Origin of the sequence: Nonomuraea sp. NPDC059023 (genome assembly GCF_042740095.1) — a bacterium.
Lineage (GTDB): Bacteria > Actinomycetota > Actinomycetes > Streptosporangiales > Streptosporangiaceae > Nonomuraea.
The window spans coordinates 20,607-35,717 of record NZ_JBHYIO010000052.1; the positions used below are offsets into that span (position 1 = coordinate 20,607).

Annotated in this window: 15 protein-coding genes; 10 read left to right on the forward strand and 5 right to left on the reverse strand. The window is 72.9% G+C overall.

Annotated elements, in window-relative coordinates; all coding sequences use genetic code 11:
* Nucleotides 1–234 precede the first annotated feature (234 nt).
* A complete protein-coding gene (locus tag ACFWYW_RS51600; RefSeq protein ID WP_379617185.1) occupies nucleotides 235–1,494 on the forward strand; it encodes an FAD-dependent oxidoreductase in 1,260 nt (419 codons plus the stop codon).
* Here the strand turns inward: ACFWYW_RS51600 and ACFWYW_RS51605 are convergent.
* A complete protein-coding gene (locus tag ACFWYW_RS51605; RefSeq protein WP_379617187.1) occupies nucleotides 1,486–2,460 on the reverse strand; it encodes a helix-turn-helix transcriptional regulator in 975 nt (324 codons plus the stop codon). The genes ACFWYW_RS51600 and ACFWYW_RS51605 overlap by 9 nt on opposite strands.
* Nucleotides 2,461–2,586: 126 nt before the next feature.
* Between ACFWYW_RS51605 and ACFWYW_RS51610 the strand changes: the two genes are divergently transcribed.
* Entirely contained in the window at nucleotides 2,587–2,982 is a 396-nt protein-coding gene (locus ACFWYW_RS51610) for a RidA family protein (RefSeq protein ID WP_379617271.1), read from the forward strand.
* 77 nt (nucleotides 2,983–3,059) lie between these two features.
* Nucleotides 3,060–3,539 carry a DUF488 family protein gene (locus tag ACFWYW_RS51615; protein ID WP_379617273.1) on the forward strand — a complete coding sequence of 160 codons (480 nt, stop codon included), beginning with the start codon at nucleotides 3,060–3,062 and terminating at the stop codon, nucleotides 3,537–3,539.
* Here the strand turns inward: ACFWYW_RS51615 and ACFWYW_RS51620 are convergent.
* On the reverse strand, nucleotides 3,536–6,271 hold the full coding sequence (locus ACFWYW_RS51620) for a hypothetical protein (protein WP_379617189.1): 2,736 nt from the start codon (nucleotides 6,269–6,271) through the stop codon (nucleotides 3,536–3,538). The genes ACFWYW_RS51615 and ACFWYW_RS51620 overlap by 4 nt on opposite strands.
* A gap of 71 nt (nucleotides 6,272–6,342) precedes the next feature.
* Between ACFWYW_RS51620 and ACFWYW_RS51625 the strand changes: the two genes are divergently transcribed.
* Genes ACFWYW_RS51625 through ACFWYW_RS51650 form a run of 6 tightly spaced genes read left to right on the forward strand, consistent with a single transcriptional unit; the run spans nucleotide 6,343 to nucleotide 11,172 of the window.
* A complete protein-coding gene (locus ACFWYW_RS51625; RefSeq protein WP_379617191.1) occupies nucleotides 6,343–7,644 on the forward strand; it encodes an ABC1 kinase family protein in 1,302 nt (433 codons plus the stop codon).
* A gap of 45 nt (nucleotides 7,645–7,689) precedes the next feature.
* Nucleotides 7,690–8,427 carry a sulfite exporter TauE/SafE family protein gene (locus ACFWYW_RS51630; protein WP_379617193.1) on the forward strand — a complete coding sequence of 246 codons (738 nt, stop codon included), beginning with the start codon at nucleotides 7,690–7,692 and terminating at the stop codon, nucleotides 8,425–8,427.
* A 53-nt stretch (nucleotides 8,428–8,480) separates the two neighbouring features.
* The gene (locus tag ACFWYW_RS51635; RefSeq protein ID WP_379617195.1) at nucleotides 8,481–9,143 is read left to right on the forward strand and encodes a hypothetical protein; all 663 of its coding nucleotides are present in this window, start codon (nucleotides 8,481–8,483) and stop codon (nucleotides 9,141–9,143) included.
* The gene (locus ACFWYW_RS51640; RefSeq protein WP_379617197.1) at nucleotides 9,140–9,547 is read left to right on the forward strand and encodes a DUF5655 domain-containing protein; all 408 of its coding nucleotides are present in this window, start codon (nucleotides 9,140–9,142) and stop codon (nucleotides 9,545–9,547) included. The genes ACFWYW_RS51635 and ACFWYW_RS51640 overlap by 4 nt, the downstream gene beginning before the upstream one ends.
* Nucleotides 9,540–10,226 (forward strand): type 1 glutamine amidotransferase, encoded by a 687-nt coding sequence (locus ACFWYW_RS51645; protein ID WP_379617199.1) that lies wholly within the window; start codon nucleotides 9,540–9,542, stop codon nucleotides 10,224–10,226. Before ACFWYW_RS51640 ends, ACFWYW_RS51645 begins: the two co-directional genes overlap by 8 nt.
* A gap of 37 nt (nucleotides 10,227–10,263) precedes the next feature.
* Nucleotides 10,264–11,172, forward strand: coding sequence for an SGNH/GDSL hydrolase family protein (locus ACFWYW_RS51650; protein ID WP_379617200.1), 909 nt, complete (start codon nucleotides 10,264–10,266; stop codon nucleotides 11,170–11,172).
* A gap of 126 nt (nucleotides 11,173–11,298) precedes the next feature.
* Here the strand turns inward: ACFWYW_RS51650 and ACFWYW_RS51655 are convergent, their stop codons facing one another.
* Genes ACFWYW_RS51655 through ACFWYW_RS51665 form a run of 3 tightly spaced genes read right to left on the reverse strand, consistent with a single transcriptional unit; the run spans nucleotide 11,299 to nucleotide 14,107 of the window.
* Nucleotides 11,299–11,901 (reverse strand): CE1759 family FMN reductase, encoded by a 603-nt coding sequence (locus ACFWYW_RS51655; RefSeq protein ID WP_379617202.1) that lies wholly within the window; start codon nucleotides 11,899–11,901, stop codon nucleotides 11,299–11,301.
* The gene (locus ACFWYW_RS51660) at nucleotides 11,898–12,974 is read right to left on the reverse strand and encodes an LLM class flavin-dependent oxidoreductase (protein ID WP_379617275.1); all 1,077 of its coding nucleotides are present in this window, start codon (nucleotides 12,972–12,974) and stop codon (nucleotides 11,898–11,900) included. The genes ACFWYW_RS51655 and ACFWYW_RS51660 overlap by 4 nt, the downstream gene beginning before the upstream one ends.
* A 35-nt stretch (nucleotides 12,975–13,009) precedes the next feature.
* A complete protein-coding gene (locus ACFWYW_RS51665) occupies nucleotides 13,010–14,107 on the reverse strand; it encodes an LLM class flavin-dependent oxidoreductase (RefSeq protein ID WP_379617204.1) in 1,098 nt (365 codons plus the stop codon).
* Between the two features lie 83 nt (nucleotides 14,108–14,190).
* On the opposite strand from ACFWYW_RS51665, the gene ACFWYW_RS51670 reads away from it, so the two are divergent.
* On the forward strand, nucleotides 14,191–15,099 hold the full coding sequence (locus ACFWYW_RS51670; RefSeq protein WP_379617206.1) for a PHP domain-containing protein: 909 nt from the start codon (nucleotides 14,191–14,193) through the stop codon (nucleotides 15,097–15,099).
* Nucleotides 15,100–15,111 lie beyond the last annotated feature (12 nt).

Genomic DNA, 15,111 nt, shown 5'->3' on the forward strand with positions numbered 1-15,111 from the left:
GGTCGCGGGGGCGACCGAGGGGTTCAGCCCGTCGGTCCGGCCCCTGAAAGGTCCGGGTCCTGGAGGTCCCGGTCCCGGCCGGTCCGGTCCCGGGAGCCTGGTGCGCGCCGGTTCGGACCTGGAAGTCCGGCCTCGCGCAAGGCCGGGGCGGAGGTGGGGCCGGGTGCGGGTTCCCGAGGGTGGGCGGGGTGAGGGGTTCTGGACATCGGGGATGCCGGGCCGTACCAAGGAAAGATGGAGGTTACCGTCGTCGGTGCCGGGCTGGTCGGGTGTCTGCTCGCCTGTTTCCTGGCGCGCCGAGGCCACCGGGTCACCGTCTACGAGCGCCGCCCGGACCCGCGGGTCGAGGGCGCGGACCGGGGGCGTTCGATCAATCTGGCGATCTCCGAACGGGGCATCGACGCGCTTCGCCGCCTCGGGCTGGAGGGGGAGGTGCTCGCGCGGGCGATTCCGATGCCGGGCCGGATGATGCACGCCGTGGACGGTTCGCTCACCTTCCAGCCCTACAGCGCCGCCGGCACCCACGCCATCAACTCCATCAGCCGCGCCGACCTCAACCACAAGCTCCTCGACGCGGCCGAGAAGCACGACGGCGTCACCGTCACCTTCGGCCACCGGGTGGAGGCGGACCTGCCGCCGGGCGCGGTGGTGATCGGCGCGGACGGCGCCCACAGCGCGGTCCGCGCGAAGCTGCGGGCGCTGCCGGGCGTGGACTTCAGCCAGTCCTACCTCGACTACGGCTACAAGGAGCTGTCCATCCCGCCGCGCGACGGCGACTGGGCGATGGAGCCCGGAGCGCTGCACATCTGGCCGCGCGGCCGCTCGATGATGATCGCGCTGCCGAACCCGGACCGCTCGTTCACCTGCACGCTGTTCTGGCCGCACGAGATCTTCGCCCGCCTGCGCACAGCCGAACAGATCGAGGCGTACTTCGCCGAGCACTACCCCGACGCCCACCTGCCCGCGCTCGTGTCCGGCTTCCGCGCCAACCCGGTGGGCCACCTGGTCACGATGCGCTGCGCGCCCTGGCACGCCCGCGTCGGCGGGAGCACCGTGGGCCTGATCGGCGACGCCGCCCACGCGATCGTCCCCTTCTACGGCCAGGGCGCCAACTGCGGCTTCGAGGACTGCGTCGAGCTCGACCGGTGCCTGGACGAGACCGGCGACGACTTCCCGGCCGCCCTGGACCGCTTCGAACGCCGCCGGGCGGACACCGACGTCATCGCCCGCCTCGCGCTGGACAACTTCGTGGAGATGCGCGACAAGGTCGGCTCGAAGGCGTTCCTGGCCGGCAAGCGCCTCGAACACGTGCTGGAGCGGGCGCTGCCGGGCCGCTACGTCTCCCGTTATGAGCTGGTCTCCTTCTCCACCACGCCGTACTCGCAGGTGGAGCGCTGGGTGGCGCGCCAGCGCGGGCTCGCCGCCGGCGCGGCTCTGGGCGCCGCGGCCCTGTCGGCACTTCTGGTACGCCGCCTGCGGTCCCGCTCAGGCTGACGTTCCGTAGCGGGTGGCGATCGCGGTGGCACGCTCGCGCAGCGAGTCGCGCAGCCACTGCGGGGTCAGGGCTTCGGCGCTCGTGCTGAGCTGCCACAGCGCCCACTCGGCGTGTCTCCGATCTTGGAAGGTCACCTCCATGAGCAGCCGGCCGTCCGCGCCGCTCTCCTCGGACAGGACGGCCAGCGCGGTGCCCACCAGGTCCTCCCGCCGAGCCGGGTTCAGCCGGACCAGCACGGCGACCTGGTCGCCGCCGGCCCGGAACCGCGTGCTGCGCTCCTGCCAGGCCCGGTCCAGGTCGACCCGGTCCGGTCGCTGCGCGGGCTCGTCGAGCTCCTTGGCGGCCAGGACCCGCGACAGCCGGTACGTGCGGTCCGCGCCGGACTTCGTGGCCAGCAGGTAGCCCCGGTCGCGGACGGTGACCAGGCCGATCGGGTCCACCGTGCGCCATTCCGGGGTCTGGCCCACGGCCGCGTAATGGATCCGCAGCTTGTGCCCGGCGAACACGGCGCGCAGGACCTCGGCCGCGATCGCGTCGGGCACCTCCTCGTCGACGAGGCGGCGCGAGAGTAGGTCGGTCTCCGGGTCGATGAGCAGGCGCTCGGCCGCCCCGGCGGCGGTGTCGCGATAGCTGTCGGGCAGCGCGTCGACCACCTTGAGCATCGCCGACGCGAGCGCGGAACCGAGGCCGAACGCCTGCGCGCCGCGCCGAGATCCGGCGACCAGCAGGGCGAGGGCCTCGTCGTGGTTCAGCCCGGTGAGCTCGGTACGGAAACCGGGCAGCAACGCGAAGCCCCCGTGCCGGCCGCGTTCGGCGTAGACCGGGACCCCGGCCGCGGACAGCGCCTCGATGTCGCGCAGCACGGTGCGGGTCGAGACCTCCAGCTCGCGGGCGAGCGCGACCGCGGACAGCCGGCCGTGCTGCCGCAGCAGCAGGACCAGCGAGACCAACCGGTCGGCGCGCATACGAAAACTTAACAGGAATACGCGACAGAGGATGTCGTGATTTGCCGGGAGGCTGATGAGCACGACGACGGCCACCGAGCCGATCGGCGCATGTGATGAAACGAAGCGAATGGAGCGGATATGGCAATCGAGCGAACGGCGGTCAACCCGTGGGCGTGGTCGACGGAGCTGGGCTACAACCAGGGCGAGGTCGTCTCCGGGCAGACCAGGACCCTGTACTGCTCCGGGCAGACCGCGATGAGCGCCGACGGCAAGCCCCAGCACGCCGATGACATGGCGGCCCAGCTGGCGCTGAGCCTCGACAACCTGGAGGCCGTGCTCGGCGAGGCCGGCATGTCCCTCGCGAACCTGGTCCGGCTCAACGTCTACACCACCGACGTCGACCGGCTCTTCCAGCACTACGGCGTGCTGGCGGGGCGGCTGGGCGCCGCCCGGGTGGCACCGTCCACCACGATGCTCGGGGTGACCCGGCTGGCGGTCCCCGACCTGCTGGTCGAGCTTGAGGGAACCGCCGTCGCGTGACACGGCCCGCCGCCTCCGGCAGGACGGCCGGAGGCGGCACCAGAAACGGGAAGGCGGGTGATTGTCCGGTGCTCAGAATGGTGACGGTCGGCGTCTACGGCTTCGACGGCGAGTCCTTCCTGCGGCGGCTGCGGCGGGCGGACGTCCGCCTGCTGCTCGACGTACGCCAGCGGCGCGGCGTGCGCGGCCCCGAGTACGCCTGGGCCAACTCCCGGCGGCTGCAGGCGGCCCTCGCCGATGCCGGGATCGGCTACGAGCACCACCGGGAGCTCGCGCCGACCACCGAGCTGCGCCACCTCCAATACGCCGAGGACGAGCGCCAAGGGGTCGGCAAGCGCTCGCGCCGCGAACTCGCCGCCGAGTACACCCGCCGCTACACCACCGAGATCCTCGACCGGGCCGACCTCACGCCGATCGTGTCGGAGCTGGCCGGCGGCGGGACGGCGGCGCTGCTCTGCGTCGAGCGCGACGCCGTGGCCTGCCACCGCTCGCTGATCGCCCGGCGGCTGGCCGAGCGGCACCACGTCACGGTCGGCCACCTGCTCCCGGAGCCTTAGCGGGGCAGGTGGAGGCGGAAGCCGTACAGGCCCGCGGGGCCCACCGCGTACAGGCGGGTGCCGCCCGGCGTCCACGCGCACCCGGTCAGCTCGGCGTCGAGGTGGATGGCGGCCACGCACCGGCCGGCGCGCACGTCCCACACCCGCACGGCCGCGTCCTCGGTCGCCGTGGCCAGCCAGGACCCGAACGGCCCCGCCGCCAGCCCCACCGCGGCGGTCTGCTCCTCCAGTTCGTCGCGCAGGCGGCCGGTACGGTCCCAGCGCCGGATGGCGCCGTTGGTGGAGGAGGCGGCCACCCAGGCGCCGCCGGGCGCGACGGCCAGGCCGGTCACCGGGGAGCCGGGGGTCAGCACGGGGGCGATCCTGCGGCCCGCCGGGTCGAGCAGCAGCACGGACTCGCCGCCCGCCGCCACCCACGCGCCGCCCGGCGCCATGGCCAGGTGGCCGGGATCCTTCATCGAGGTCTCGGCGCTCAGCTGCCCGTCGGGCCGCCAGAACTGCACCGCGTCCCGCGCGGCGGTGGCCAGCCAGGAACCGTCCGGCGCCATGGCCACGGAGCGGGCGGGGCCGCGCAGCCGTACGCGATGGAGGGGTTGTCCGTGGCGGTCCAGCAGCCACAGCAGTCCCTCGTCGTCGGTGGCGGCGAGCAGGGCGCCGTCCTCGGAGCTCGCCACGGCGGTGAACGTGACCCGCTCGTGCAGCGTGCGCCGCGCGCTGCCCTCCTCGTCCCAGAGCGTCAGGCCGGGTGCGCCGCCCGCCGTGACCAGGGCGCTGCCGTCGGCCACGGCGGCGATCGCGCGCAGCGGGCGGCGGCGCAGGTGCTCGTCGGGCGCGGGCAGGCCGGGGGCGGCGTCCCACAGGCGGATGCTGCCGTCGAGGCTGACGCTGGCCAGCCAGCTGCGGTCGGGGGCGAAGGCGACGCCGGTGACGCCGAGCCGGTCGAAGTGCTCGGCGGCCCGCACGTCCGCCAGCGGGTCGGCGGGTGGGGGAGCCGTGCCGGCCGCGGGCAGGCCGTCGCGGGTCCAGGTGCTCTCGCGGCAGGCGAGCGTGCCGCTGTCGGGGGTGATCACGGGCGCCGGCCCGTCCTCGGCCGTCGCCGCCCGCCACAGCAGGCGGCCGTCCGGCGCCCACGCGATCAGGTCCTCGGCGCACGAGGCCAGCCAGGAGCCGTCCGGCGCGATCACCACGTGCCTGACCGGGTCGTCGTGGCCTTCGAGCACCTGCCGCTGGGTGCCGTCAGGGGCCCATAAGCGCACGGTGCCGTCGTCGCTGCCGGTCGCCAGCCACGTGCCGTCGGGGGCGACGGCCACGCAGGTGACGTCGTCCTCGTGGCCGGTCAGCACGGTGCGGACGGTGCCGTCCAGGTTCCACATCGTCGCGGTGCAGATCTCGTCGGCGGTGACGATCCAGTCGCCGCAGGGGCTGATCGCCACGCCGTAGCGCTCCTCGCCGCGGGCGCCCATGATCCGGCGCAGCGCGGGCGGCGGCAGGTCCGGCGGCGCCCACAGGCACTCCAGCCACGGCGAGCCCGAGCCGCTGAGCAGCGCGGCGATCTCCCGCGCGGTCGCCGGCACCGCGAACAGCCGCCCGGCGAGAGTGGCCGCCGCCGTGGGCGCGGCGGGCGCGGCGTGCTCGGTCCTGGCCAGCACCAGCGCGCTCTGCGCCAGCGTACGGCGCAGCCGCCCCGCCAGCGGCGTCGCGGCCAGCTCCAGATCCTGTTCGACGGCGGCCACGCCGAAGCTCTGCAGCTTGGTCGCGATCCAGCCGCCGTCGCAGACCAGCTCGGCCACGTTCATGCCGGCCTGCCGGAGGTGGCCGGGCAGCCGGGCGAGCACGTACGCGATGTCCTCGTGGGCGGCCTCGCCGTCGGCGCCCCGGTCGATGGCCTCGACCAGGGCCCGGTTGACGCGGCGCAGCCCGTCCGGGCCGAGCGCGGCGCGCAGGTAGCCGCGCACCACGTCGGGCACGAGCAGCACCTCGCGGTCGGGGGCCTCGGCGAGCAGGCCGAGCGCGCTCAGCCCGGCCAGCGTCAGGTCCGACTCGATCGGGCTCAGCTCGGCGGTACGCGCCCACAGCAGCCGGGCCAGGCCGGTCGGGATGTTGCGGTCGGTGGCGAACGCGCCCAGCTCCAGCAGGCGGGCGACGCTGTCGGGCAGCTCCGCCCGCACCAGTCCGGCGTCGAGCAGCTCGTGCACCGCGCTCTCGCGGGAGGCGGGCTCGCGCAGGTCGGGTTCGCGGGCGGGGCGGGTCTTGAGCGCCGCGGCGAGCCGGTCGAGGAGCGGCCAGCGCCGTACCGGAAGCCGCACGACCGTCGCGCTGCCGGGCAGGCCGCGGGCGGTGCGCGCGGTGACCAGGACGCTGGCGCGGTGGGCGACGATCATCGCCAGCATGGACACGTGCGGCGCGCGCACGCCGTCCAGCACGACCAGCCCGTCGCCCGGCGCGGCGGTCAGCTCGTCGGCGGTCAGCAGCACCTCGATCCAGTCGGCCGGGTCGGCGCCGCCGCTGACCTCCAGTGCCCGCTCCAGCAGCTGGTCGCCGAGCGACTGGCGGGGGTCGGCGCCCACGGTCAGCCAGGCGATGCCGCCGGGGAAGCGGGCGCGTACGCGGGGATCCTCGCAGGCCCTCGTGGCGGCGGTGGTGACACCGGCGCCCTCCAGGCCGTCGATCTCCGGCACGACCGCGATGAGACCACTGTTTCCCTCGGTCAGCGCCGTGATCAATTCCTCCATGCATTGAGGGTTGCATCCGATGTGGCGACTGTCACGTTGCCTTATTGGCATTGAGTCCAAAAGATAAGGACATGTCTGATCTTCCGCAGTCGGCGGTGGCCCGGACGGCGAAGCTCGCCGCCCTTCCTCTCGGATACGCGGGCCGTACCGCGCTCGGTCTCGGCAAGCGCGCGCTCGGCAGACCGGCCGAGCTCATCGCGGCCGAGGTGCAGGCGCGCACCGCCGAGCAGCTGTTCAAGGTGCTCGGCGAGCTCAAGGGCGGCGCCATGAAGATCGGGCAGCTCCTGTCGGTGCTGGAGTCGGCGCTGCCGCCCGCCGTCATCGGCCCCTACCGGGCCGCGCTCACCAAGCTGCAGGACTCCGCGCCGCCCATGCCCGCCGCCACCGTGCACAAGGTCCTGGCCGAGGACTTCGGCGACGACTGGCGCGCGCACTTCGCCGCCTTCGACGACGAACCCGCCGCCAGCGCCTCCATCGGCCAGGTGCACCGGGCCCTGTGGTCCGACGGCCGGCCCGTGGCCGTCAAGGTCCAGTACCCCGGCGCCGCCAAGGCCCTGCGCGGCGACCTCAAGCAGCTCGGCCGGGTCGCCAAGCTCTTCGGCATCCTGCTGCCCGGCCTCGACGTGCGCTCCTTCGTCCAGGAACTCCAGGAACGCGTCGCCGAGGAGCTCGACTACGGCAAGGAGGCCGAGGCCTGGCACGCCTTCGCCACCGAGTACGCCGAAGACCCCGACATCGCCGTCCCGCCCGTCGTGGCCGCCTCGGAGCACGTGATCGTCACCGAGTGGCTCGACGGCATCCCGCTCGCCCGGATCATCGCCGACGGCCCGCAGGAGGTCCGCGACCGCGCGGCGCTGCGCCTGGTCCGCTTCTCCTTCTCCGCGCCGGTCCGCTGCGGCTACCTGCACGGCGACCCGCACCCCGGAAACTTCCGCGTCACCCCCGACGGGCGCCTCGGGGTGCTGGACTTCGGCGCCGTGAAGGCCTATCCCGACGGCCACCCGCCCGCCGTCGGACCCATGCTCCGGTACGGCGCCGCCGACGACATCGAAGGCGTCGCCCGGGTCTTCCGCGAGGAGGGCGTCATCCGCGACGGCGCCGAGATCGACCTGGAGGCCCTGGGCTCCTTCGTGCGCCCGTACGCCGAGCCGATCGCCGCCGAGTCGTTCACCTTCACCCGCGACTGGATGCGTGAGCGCGGCCTGTACATGCTGGGCGACGGCACCAGCATCTTCCGCACGCTCAACGTGCCGCCCGACTACGTGATGAGCTTCCGCGTGCTGACCGCCGGCTACGGCCTGCTGAGCCAGCTGGAGGCCACCGCCCCCTTCCGCGCGGAGGCCGAACGCTGGATCCCCGGCTTCACCTCCTGACCCCCGGCGCGGGCGAGCCGGCGGCCACCTCCTAGCATGTCGGGGGTGATCGAGGTGCTGGGACTGCTCGGGGTGGGGATCGCCGCCGGAATCGTCAGCACGGTCGTCAGCCTCGCCTCGGTCGTCTCCTACCCGGCCCTGCTCGCCTTCGGCCTGCCGCCGCTGACCGCCAACGTCACCAACACCGTGGCCCTGCTCTTCACCGGCGTCGGCGCCGCCGCCGGGTCCCGCCCCGAGCTGCGCGGCGAGGGCGCCAGGGTGCTGCGGCTGGGGTGGCTGACCGCGCTGGGCGGCGCCTCCGGGGCGGCCCTGCTGCTCGTCACCCCGGCCAGGACGTTCGAGCTGATCATGCCGTGGCTCATCGCCGGCGCCTCGCTGGTGCTGGTCCGCCCGCCCACCGCGAGCAGGCTCCACGAGCACGGGGTGATGGCCAAGCTGGCCATGTACGCCGTCGCCGTCTACGTCGGCTACTTCGGGGCGGCGGGCGGGATTCTCATGTTCGCGATCCTCTCGGCCGTCCTCGACCATCCCGCGGCCAAGGTCAACGCGGTGAAGAACGTCCTGACCGGGCTGGCGAACGCGGTGGCGGCGATCGGGTTCGCGGTGTTCGGGCCGGTGGACTGGGTCGCGGTGGGCCCGCTGGCCGCCGGGTTCCTGCTGGGCGGGTGGGTCGGGCCCAAGATCGCCAGGCGGCTGCCCGGCCAGAGCCTGCGCTATCTCGCCGCCGCGTGCGGGCTCGCGGTGGCCGCCAAGCTCGGCTACGACACCTACACCTCCCCGTGACCGGCGCCGGACAACGGGGTAGGTTATGGCACTAACCGGAACGGGGGTCAGAGATGTCTAACGGTGCGCGGCACGGACTCGGAGTAGTGGCGGGGCTCCTGCTGGCGCCGTTGCTGGTGGTGGTGCTCGCGTTCGGCCTGGACGGGTTCACCCACGCCATGCGGACCTTCACGCCCCCGTGGACCGGGCTCGCGGTGATGGCGGCCGCGGGCGTGGTCGTGGCCTTCCTGTTCAGCTCGCGGATCTCGCCGGTCGCCACGCTCATCGGCGGGCTCATGTACACCGTCGTCGGCCTCTTCCCGATCCTGGAGATGTCGCTCCGGATGCGGCTGCTGCCCGACTTCCTGCCCGGCATGTTCAGCCGGGGGCTGAACACGCTGATGTACACCGGCATCCTCCTGACGCTCGGCGTGGGGATGCTCGTGGCGTCGTTCTTCCCCTCGCGCTGGCGGGGACCGCGGCGGGCCGCGCACGCAGCCCACGGTACGGCGGGGCCGTACGGACCGGGCGCCTACCAGCCCGCGGCCGGCCCAGAGCAGTCCTACCAGCAGCCCCCGGCCTTCCAGCCGCAGGAACGCCAGCCCTCGGCCTTCCAGCCGCAGGAGCAGCAGCCGTCGGCCTTCCAGCGGCCGCCAGGCCAGGAGCCCGGCTCGGTCTTCCAGCCCCAGCAGCCCCCGGGCGGCGAGGACGCCACGCGTCCGATGCACCGCGAATGACCAGATGGGCCTGCCCCCGCTGCGACCGTGAGTTCGGACGTGAGCGGCAGTCGCACGTGTGCGTGCCCGGGGTCACCGTCGACGCGGTGTTCGCGCCGTGGCCCGAGGCCTACCGGGAGATCTACGATCGCCTGGTCGAGCCGCTGGGCCCGCTCGGCCCGCTGCACGAGGACGCGGTCGGGGTCGGGGTGTTCCTGAAGGCCGAGCGCAAGTTCGCCGAGATCCGCCCCAAGGCGCGCAGTCTGCAGGTGGAGATCACCCTCGCCCGGCTGATCGCGCACCCCCTGCTGGCGCGGAGCTTCGCCATGGGCTCCGGCCGCTACGCGCACTTCTTCAAGTTCACCCGCCCCGAGGACGTGGACGGGCAGATTCTCGAGTGGATGGCGGAGGCCTACGATGCGTGACGTCCTGATCGTGCAGAACAGCCGGAGCGGCGGCCCCGGCCGGTTCGGCGACTGGCTGGCCGCGTCGGGGTTGCGGCCGGAGGTCGTGCACGCTCACGAGGGCGCGGCGCTGCCCGAGACGCTGGAGCACGACGCGATGGTCGTGCTGGGCGGCGGCTACCTACCCGACGACGACGCCCGCGCGCCCTGGCTGGCCCGGACCCGCAAGCTGGCGGTGCAGGCGATCGAGCGGGCGGTGCCGTACTTCGGGATCTGCCTGGGCGGGCAGTTGCTCGCGCACGTGGCGGGCGGGGTGGTGACGGCCGACGCCGGCGCGCCCGAGAACGGCAGCACCCCCGTGACGATCCGCCCCGAGGCCGCGGCCGACCCGCTCTTCCACGAACTGCCGGAGGTGGTGCCCGCGATCGAGCACCACGTGGACGCCGTCACCGCCCTGCCGCCCGGCGCGGCGTGGCTGGCCTCCACGGAACGCTGCCCCTACCAGGCCTTTCGGGTAGGAGACCGGGCGTGGGGTGTGCAGTTCCACCCCGAGGTGCTGCCCGAGCGGATCAGGCAGTGGGAGGTGGACGGCTTCGACCCCGGCGAGGTGTACGCGAGGGCGGTCGCCGACGAGCCCGTCTCCACGCCGATCTGGCACACGGTGGCCACCCGGTTCGCCACGCTGGTATCCGTACAGTAACCGGACAGATGCATAGGGTGACCGTCACAATGGGCGGGTGCTGCTACCTCTGATCCTCGTGGCGGGCCTGGTCACGGCGCCCGCCTCCGGTGTCCGCGAGTACGTCGCGCTGGGCGACTCGTGGAGCGCCGACGTCTCCATCGTCCACCTCACGACCAAGCACGTGCCGAGCGGGTGCGTGCAGAGCTCCAAGAACTATCCCAAGCAGGTCGCCGCCGCCCTCGGCGTCACCGTGTTCCGCGACGCGACGTGCGCCGGGGCGACCACCGACCACATGACCAGGTCCCACGACGTCACGCGGATCAGGGGCCTGATCGACGGGGTGAACCGGCCGCAGTTCGACCGGCTGAGCGCCACCACCGACCTGGTGACGCTGGGCATCGGCGGCAACGACGCGGGGCTGGCCGCGGCGGTCGGCGACTGCATCAGCCTGCTGCCCACGCTGACGCTGCCCGGCGGCACGCTGCCCGCGCCGTTCGGGGCGCCGTGCAAGAAGCGGTGGGTGGTGGACGGCGTTGACCGCATGTCCGGAAATATCCGTGCAACGGAGCCCAAGGTCGTGGCGGCCGTCAACGGCATCAAGCAGCGCTCGCCCCGCGCCGAGATCCTCCTCGTCGACTACCTCGCCGGCTTGCCCGACGTCGGCGGCTGCTACCCCTACGTCCAGATCACCGACCTCGACATGGACTGGCTGTCGGCCAAGCTCCGCGAGCTCAACGCCATGCTGACCCGCGTGGCCAGGACCACCGGCGTACGCCTGGCCGACACCTACACCACCAGCCGCGGCCACGACGTCTGCCGCCGCCCCGGGGTCCGGTGGGTCGAGGGCCTGCTCCCGCTGTCCACCGACCCGCTCGGCCCCGTCATCCCCTTCCACCCCAACCAGCGGGGCGCCGACCACCAGGCGCGCGTCGTCTACAACCTGGTCAAACCCGCGGACGTCTGAGCGGGTACGGCTCGCGCCGCCGTACCGGAGGGTCAACCTGCGGACCTCTGAGCGGGTACGGCTCGCGCCGCCGTACCCGAGGTGTGTCTTCGAGGCCCGCGCCCGCGACCGGGTGGGCGCGGGCGGTCAGGGCTCGCGGGTGAGGGCGGCGAGCTGTTCGGCGAAGGGGACCAGACGCTCCTCGCGGGCCGGGGCGCGGTGGCTCATGAGGCCGGACAGCTCCGTGGCGGCGCGCCGGATCCGGTCGGGCAGGCCGTCGTCGTTGCCCCAGTCCTCGGCCGCCGCGTACACGGCGGTCGGGGCGACGACCGCGTGCAGGTAGGCGAACATCGGCCGCAACGCGTGCTCCAGCGCCAGCGAGTGCCGGGGCGTGCCGCCCGTGGCCGCGATCAGCGTCGGCTTGCCCTCCAGCGCCTCGGGGTCCAGGACGTCGAAGAACGACTTGAACAACCCGCTGTAGGAGGCGGTGAAGATCGGGGTGACCGCGATCAGGCCGTCGGCCGAGGTGACCGCCTCCTGCGCGGTACGCAACGCCCGCCCCGCGAAGCCGGTGACGAAGTTGTTGGCGATCTCGGTGGCCAGGTCGCGCAGCTCGACGACCTCGACCTCGACCTCCTCGACGTTGACCTCCTCGCCCACGGCGCGCACGGTGGCCTCCACCAGCCGGTCGGTCAGCAGGCGGGTGGAGGACGGCTGGGTGAGTCCGGCCGAGACGGCGGCGAGCTTCATGAGTTCTTCTCTCCAAGTCGGGACAGATGGGTGGGCGCGTCGGGGACGCCGGCGGGCCGGCCGATCGCGAACTCCTTGCGCAGCACGGGCACGACCTCCTCGCCGAGGATGTCGATCTGCTCCAGCACGGTCTTCAGCGGCAGGCCGGCGTGGTCCATGAGGAACAGCTGGCGCTGGTAGTCGCCGAACGAGTCGCGGAAGGTCAGGGTCTTGTCGATGACCTCCTGCGGGCTGCCGACGGTCAGCGGCGTCTCGGCCGTGAACTCCTCCAGGGAGGGGCCGTGGCCGTAGACGGGGGCGTTGTCGAAGTAGGGACGGAACTCGCGTACGGCGTCCTGTGACCTGGCCCGCATGAACACCTGCCCGCCGAGCCCGACGATCGCCTGTTCCGGCGTGCCGTGGCCGTAGTGGGCGTACCGCTCCCGGTAGAGCTTGATGAGGCGCTGGAAGTGCTCTTTGGGCCAGAAGATGTTGTTGGCGAAGAAGCCGTCGCCGTAGTACGCGGCCTGCTCGGCGATCTCCGGGGTGCGGATGGAGCCGTGCCACACGAACGGCGGGATGCCGTCCAGGGGGCGCGGGGTGGAGGTGAAGCCCTGGAGGGGGGTGCGGAAGCGGCCCTTCCAGTCGACGACGTCCTCGCGCCAGAGCTTGTGGAGCAGGGCGTAGTTCTCGATCGCGAGCGGGACGCCCTGGCGGATGTCCTGGCCGAACCACGGGTAGACGGGGCCGGTGTTGCCCCGCCCCATCATCAGGTCCACCCGGCCGTCGGCCAGGTGCTGGAGCATCGCGTAGTCTTCGGCGATCTTCACCGGGTCGTTGGTGGTGATGAGCGTGGTCGCGGTCGAGAGGATCAGCCGCGAGGTCCGCGCGGCGATGTAGCCGAGCATGGTCGTGGGGGAGGAGGGCACGAACGGCGGGTTGTGGTGCTCGCCCGTCGCGAAGACGTCGAGCCCGGCCTCCTCCGCCTTCAGCGCTATCGCGACCATCGCCTTGATGCGCTCATGCTCGGTGGGAGTCCGGCCGTCTGTCGGGTCGGTCGTCACGTCGCCCACACTGAAGATGCCGAACTGCACTTTCATCACCAACCTTGACTATTGAACGTTCAACTCTACTGCCGTTGAGCGCCGATGGCCAGCCCCTTATTCCCCAGGAGCGAGGCGTGGGTGGGCGCGCCGGGCACGTTCGCGGGCCGGCCGATCGCGAACTCCTTGCGCAGCACCGGCACGATCCGCTCCCCAAGGATCTCCAACTGCTCCATCACCTTGGGCAGCGGGAGGCCTCCGCCGTCCACGATGAACAGTTGCCGCTGGTAGTCGCCGAACGAGTCGCGGAAGGTCAGGGTCTTGTCGATGACCTCCTGCGGGCTGCCGACGGTCAGCGGCGTCTCGGCCATGTACTCCTCCAGCGACGGGCCGTGCCCCATCACCGGGTGGTTGTCGAAGTAGGGGCGGAACTCCGCGATCGCGTCCTGCGACCTCGCCGCGACGTGGACCTGCCCGCCGAGCCCGACGATGGCCTGCTCGCGGGTGCCGTGCCCGTAGTGCTCGAAGCGGTCGCGGTACAGGCTGATCAGGCGCTGGAAGTGCTCCTTCGGCCAGAAGATGTTGTTGGCGAAGAAGCCGTCGCCGTAGTACGCGGCCTGCTCGGCGATCTCCGGCGAGCGGATCGAGCCATGCCACACGAACGGCGGGACGCCGTCCAGGGGACGCGGGGTGGAGGTGAAGCCCTGGAGCGGCGTGCGGAAGCGCCCCTGCCAGTCCACGACGTCCTCGCGCCAGAGCTTGTGCAGCAGCGCGTAGTTCTCGATCGCGAGCGGGATCCCCTGCCGGATGTCCTGGCCGAACCACGGATAGACGGGGCCGGTGTTGCCCCGCCCCATCATCAGATCCACCCGGCCGTCGGCCAGGTGCTGGAGCATCGCGTAGTCCTCCGCGATCTTCACCGGGTCGTTGGTGGTGATCAGCGTGGTCGACGTGGACAGCACCAGCCGCGACGTCCGCGCCGCGACATGGGCCAGCAGCGTCGTCGGCGACGACGGGATGAAGGGCGGGTTGTGGTGCTCGCCGATCGCGAAGACGTCCAGCCCCACCTCTTCGGCCTTCACCGCGATCTGGGTGATTGCCTTGATCCGCTCGTACTCGGTGGGCGTGCGGCCCGTGTTCGGGTCCGCCGTCACGTCGCCCACGCTGAAAATGCCGAACTGCATTTTAGTCACCAATCTTGACGATCCATTTTGGTGACTTTAGCGCGGGCCTCTCCCGCCTTATTCCCGTCCGCCACAATCAGGTCATGCGCATCGATCTGCACAGCCACAGCGACGCCTCCGACGGCACCTCGCCGCCCCAGGAGGTGGTACGGCGGGCGCGCGCGGCCGGAGTCGACGTGCTGGCGCTGACCGACCACGACACCACGGCCGGGCACGCGGCGGCCGGGCGCGCCGCGCGCGAGGCGGGCCTGCTGCTGGTACCCGGCATGGAGATGTCGTGCCGCCGCGACGGGCGCAGCGTGCACCTGCTGGCGTACTGGTTCGACCCCGGGAACGACGCGCTGGTCCGCGAGTGCGAGCTGATCAGGCAGGCGCGCGACGGCCGGGCGGCGGCCATGGTCGGGCGGCTGGCCGAGCTGGGCGTGCCGATCACGATGGACATGGTCACGGCCGTGGCGGACGGAGGCGTGGTCGGGCGCCCGCACATCGCGCGGGTGCTGGCCACGCTGGGCGTGGTGGCCACTCCCGCCGGCGCCTTCACCCCGGAATGGATCGGTACGGGCGGCCGCGCCCACGTGACCCGCTACGCCCCCGACCCGGCCCGCGCGGTGGCCCTGGTCCGGGCCGCCGGAGGCGCGGCGGTCCTCGCCCACCCGAGGCGCGGCCACGAGATGCCGGACGCCTGGATCGCCGAGCTGGCGGCGTCCGGGCTGACCGGCCTGGAGGCCGACCACCCGGACCACGACGACGAGGCCCGCACACAGCTGCGCGGCCTCGCCGCCGACCTCGGGCTGGTGGTGACCGGCTCCAGCGACGACCACGGCGACCTGACCGGCCACCGTCTGGGCCGCGAGAGCACGACCGAGGAGGCCTACGAGACCCTCCGCGCCGCGGCCACGAACTCCGGGACGACGCCGAGCGCTCCTGGGACGGCGCCGAGTGCCCCTGGGACGACGCCGAGCGCTCCCCGGACGGCTACCGGGTCCCCCTGAGCGGCGCCGGTC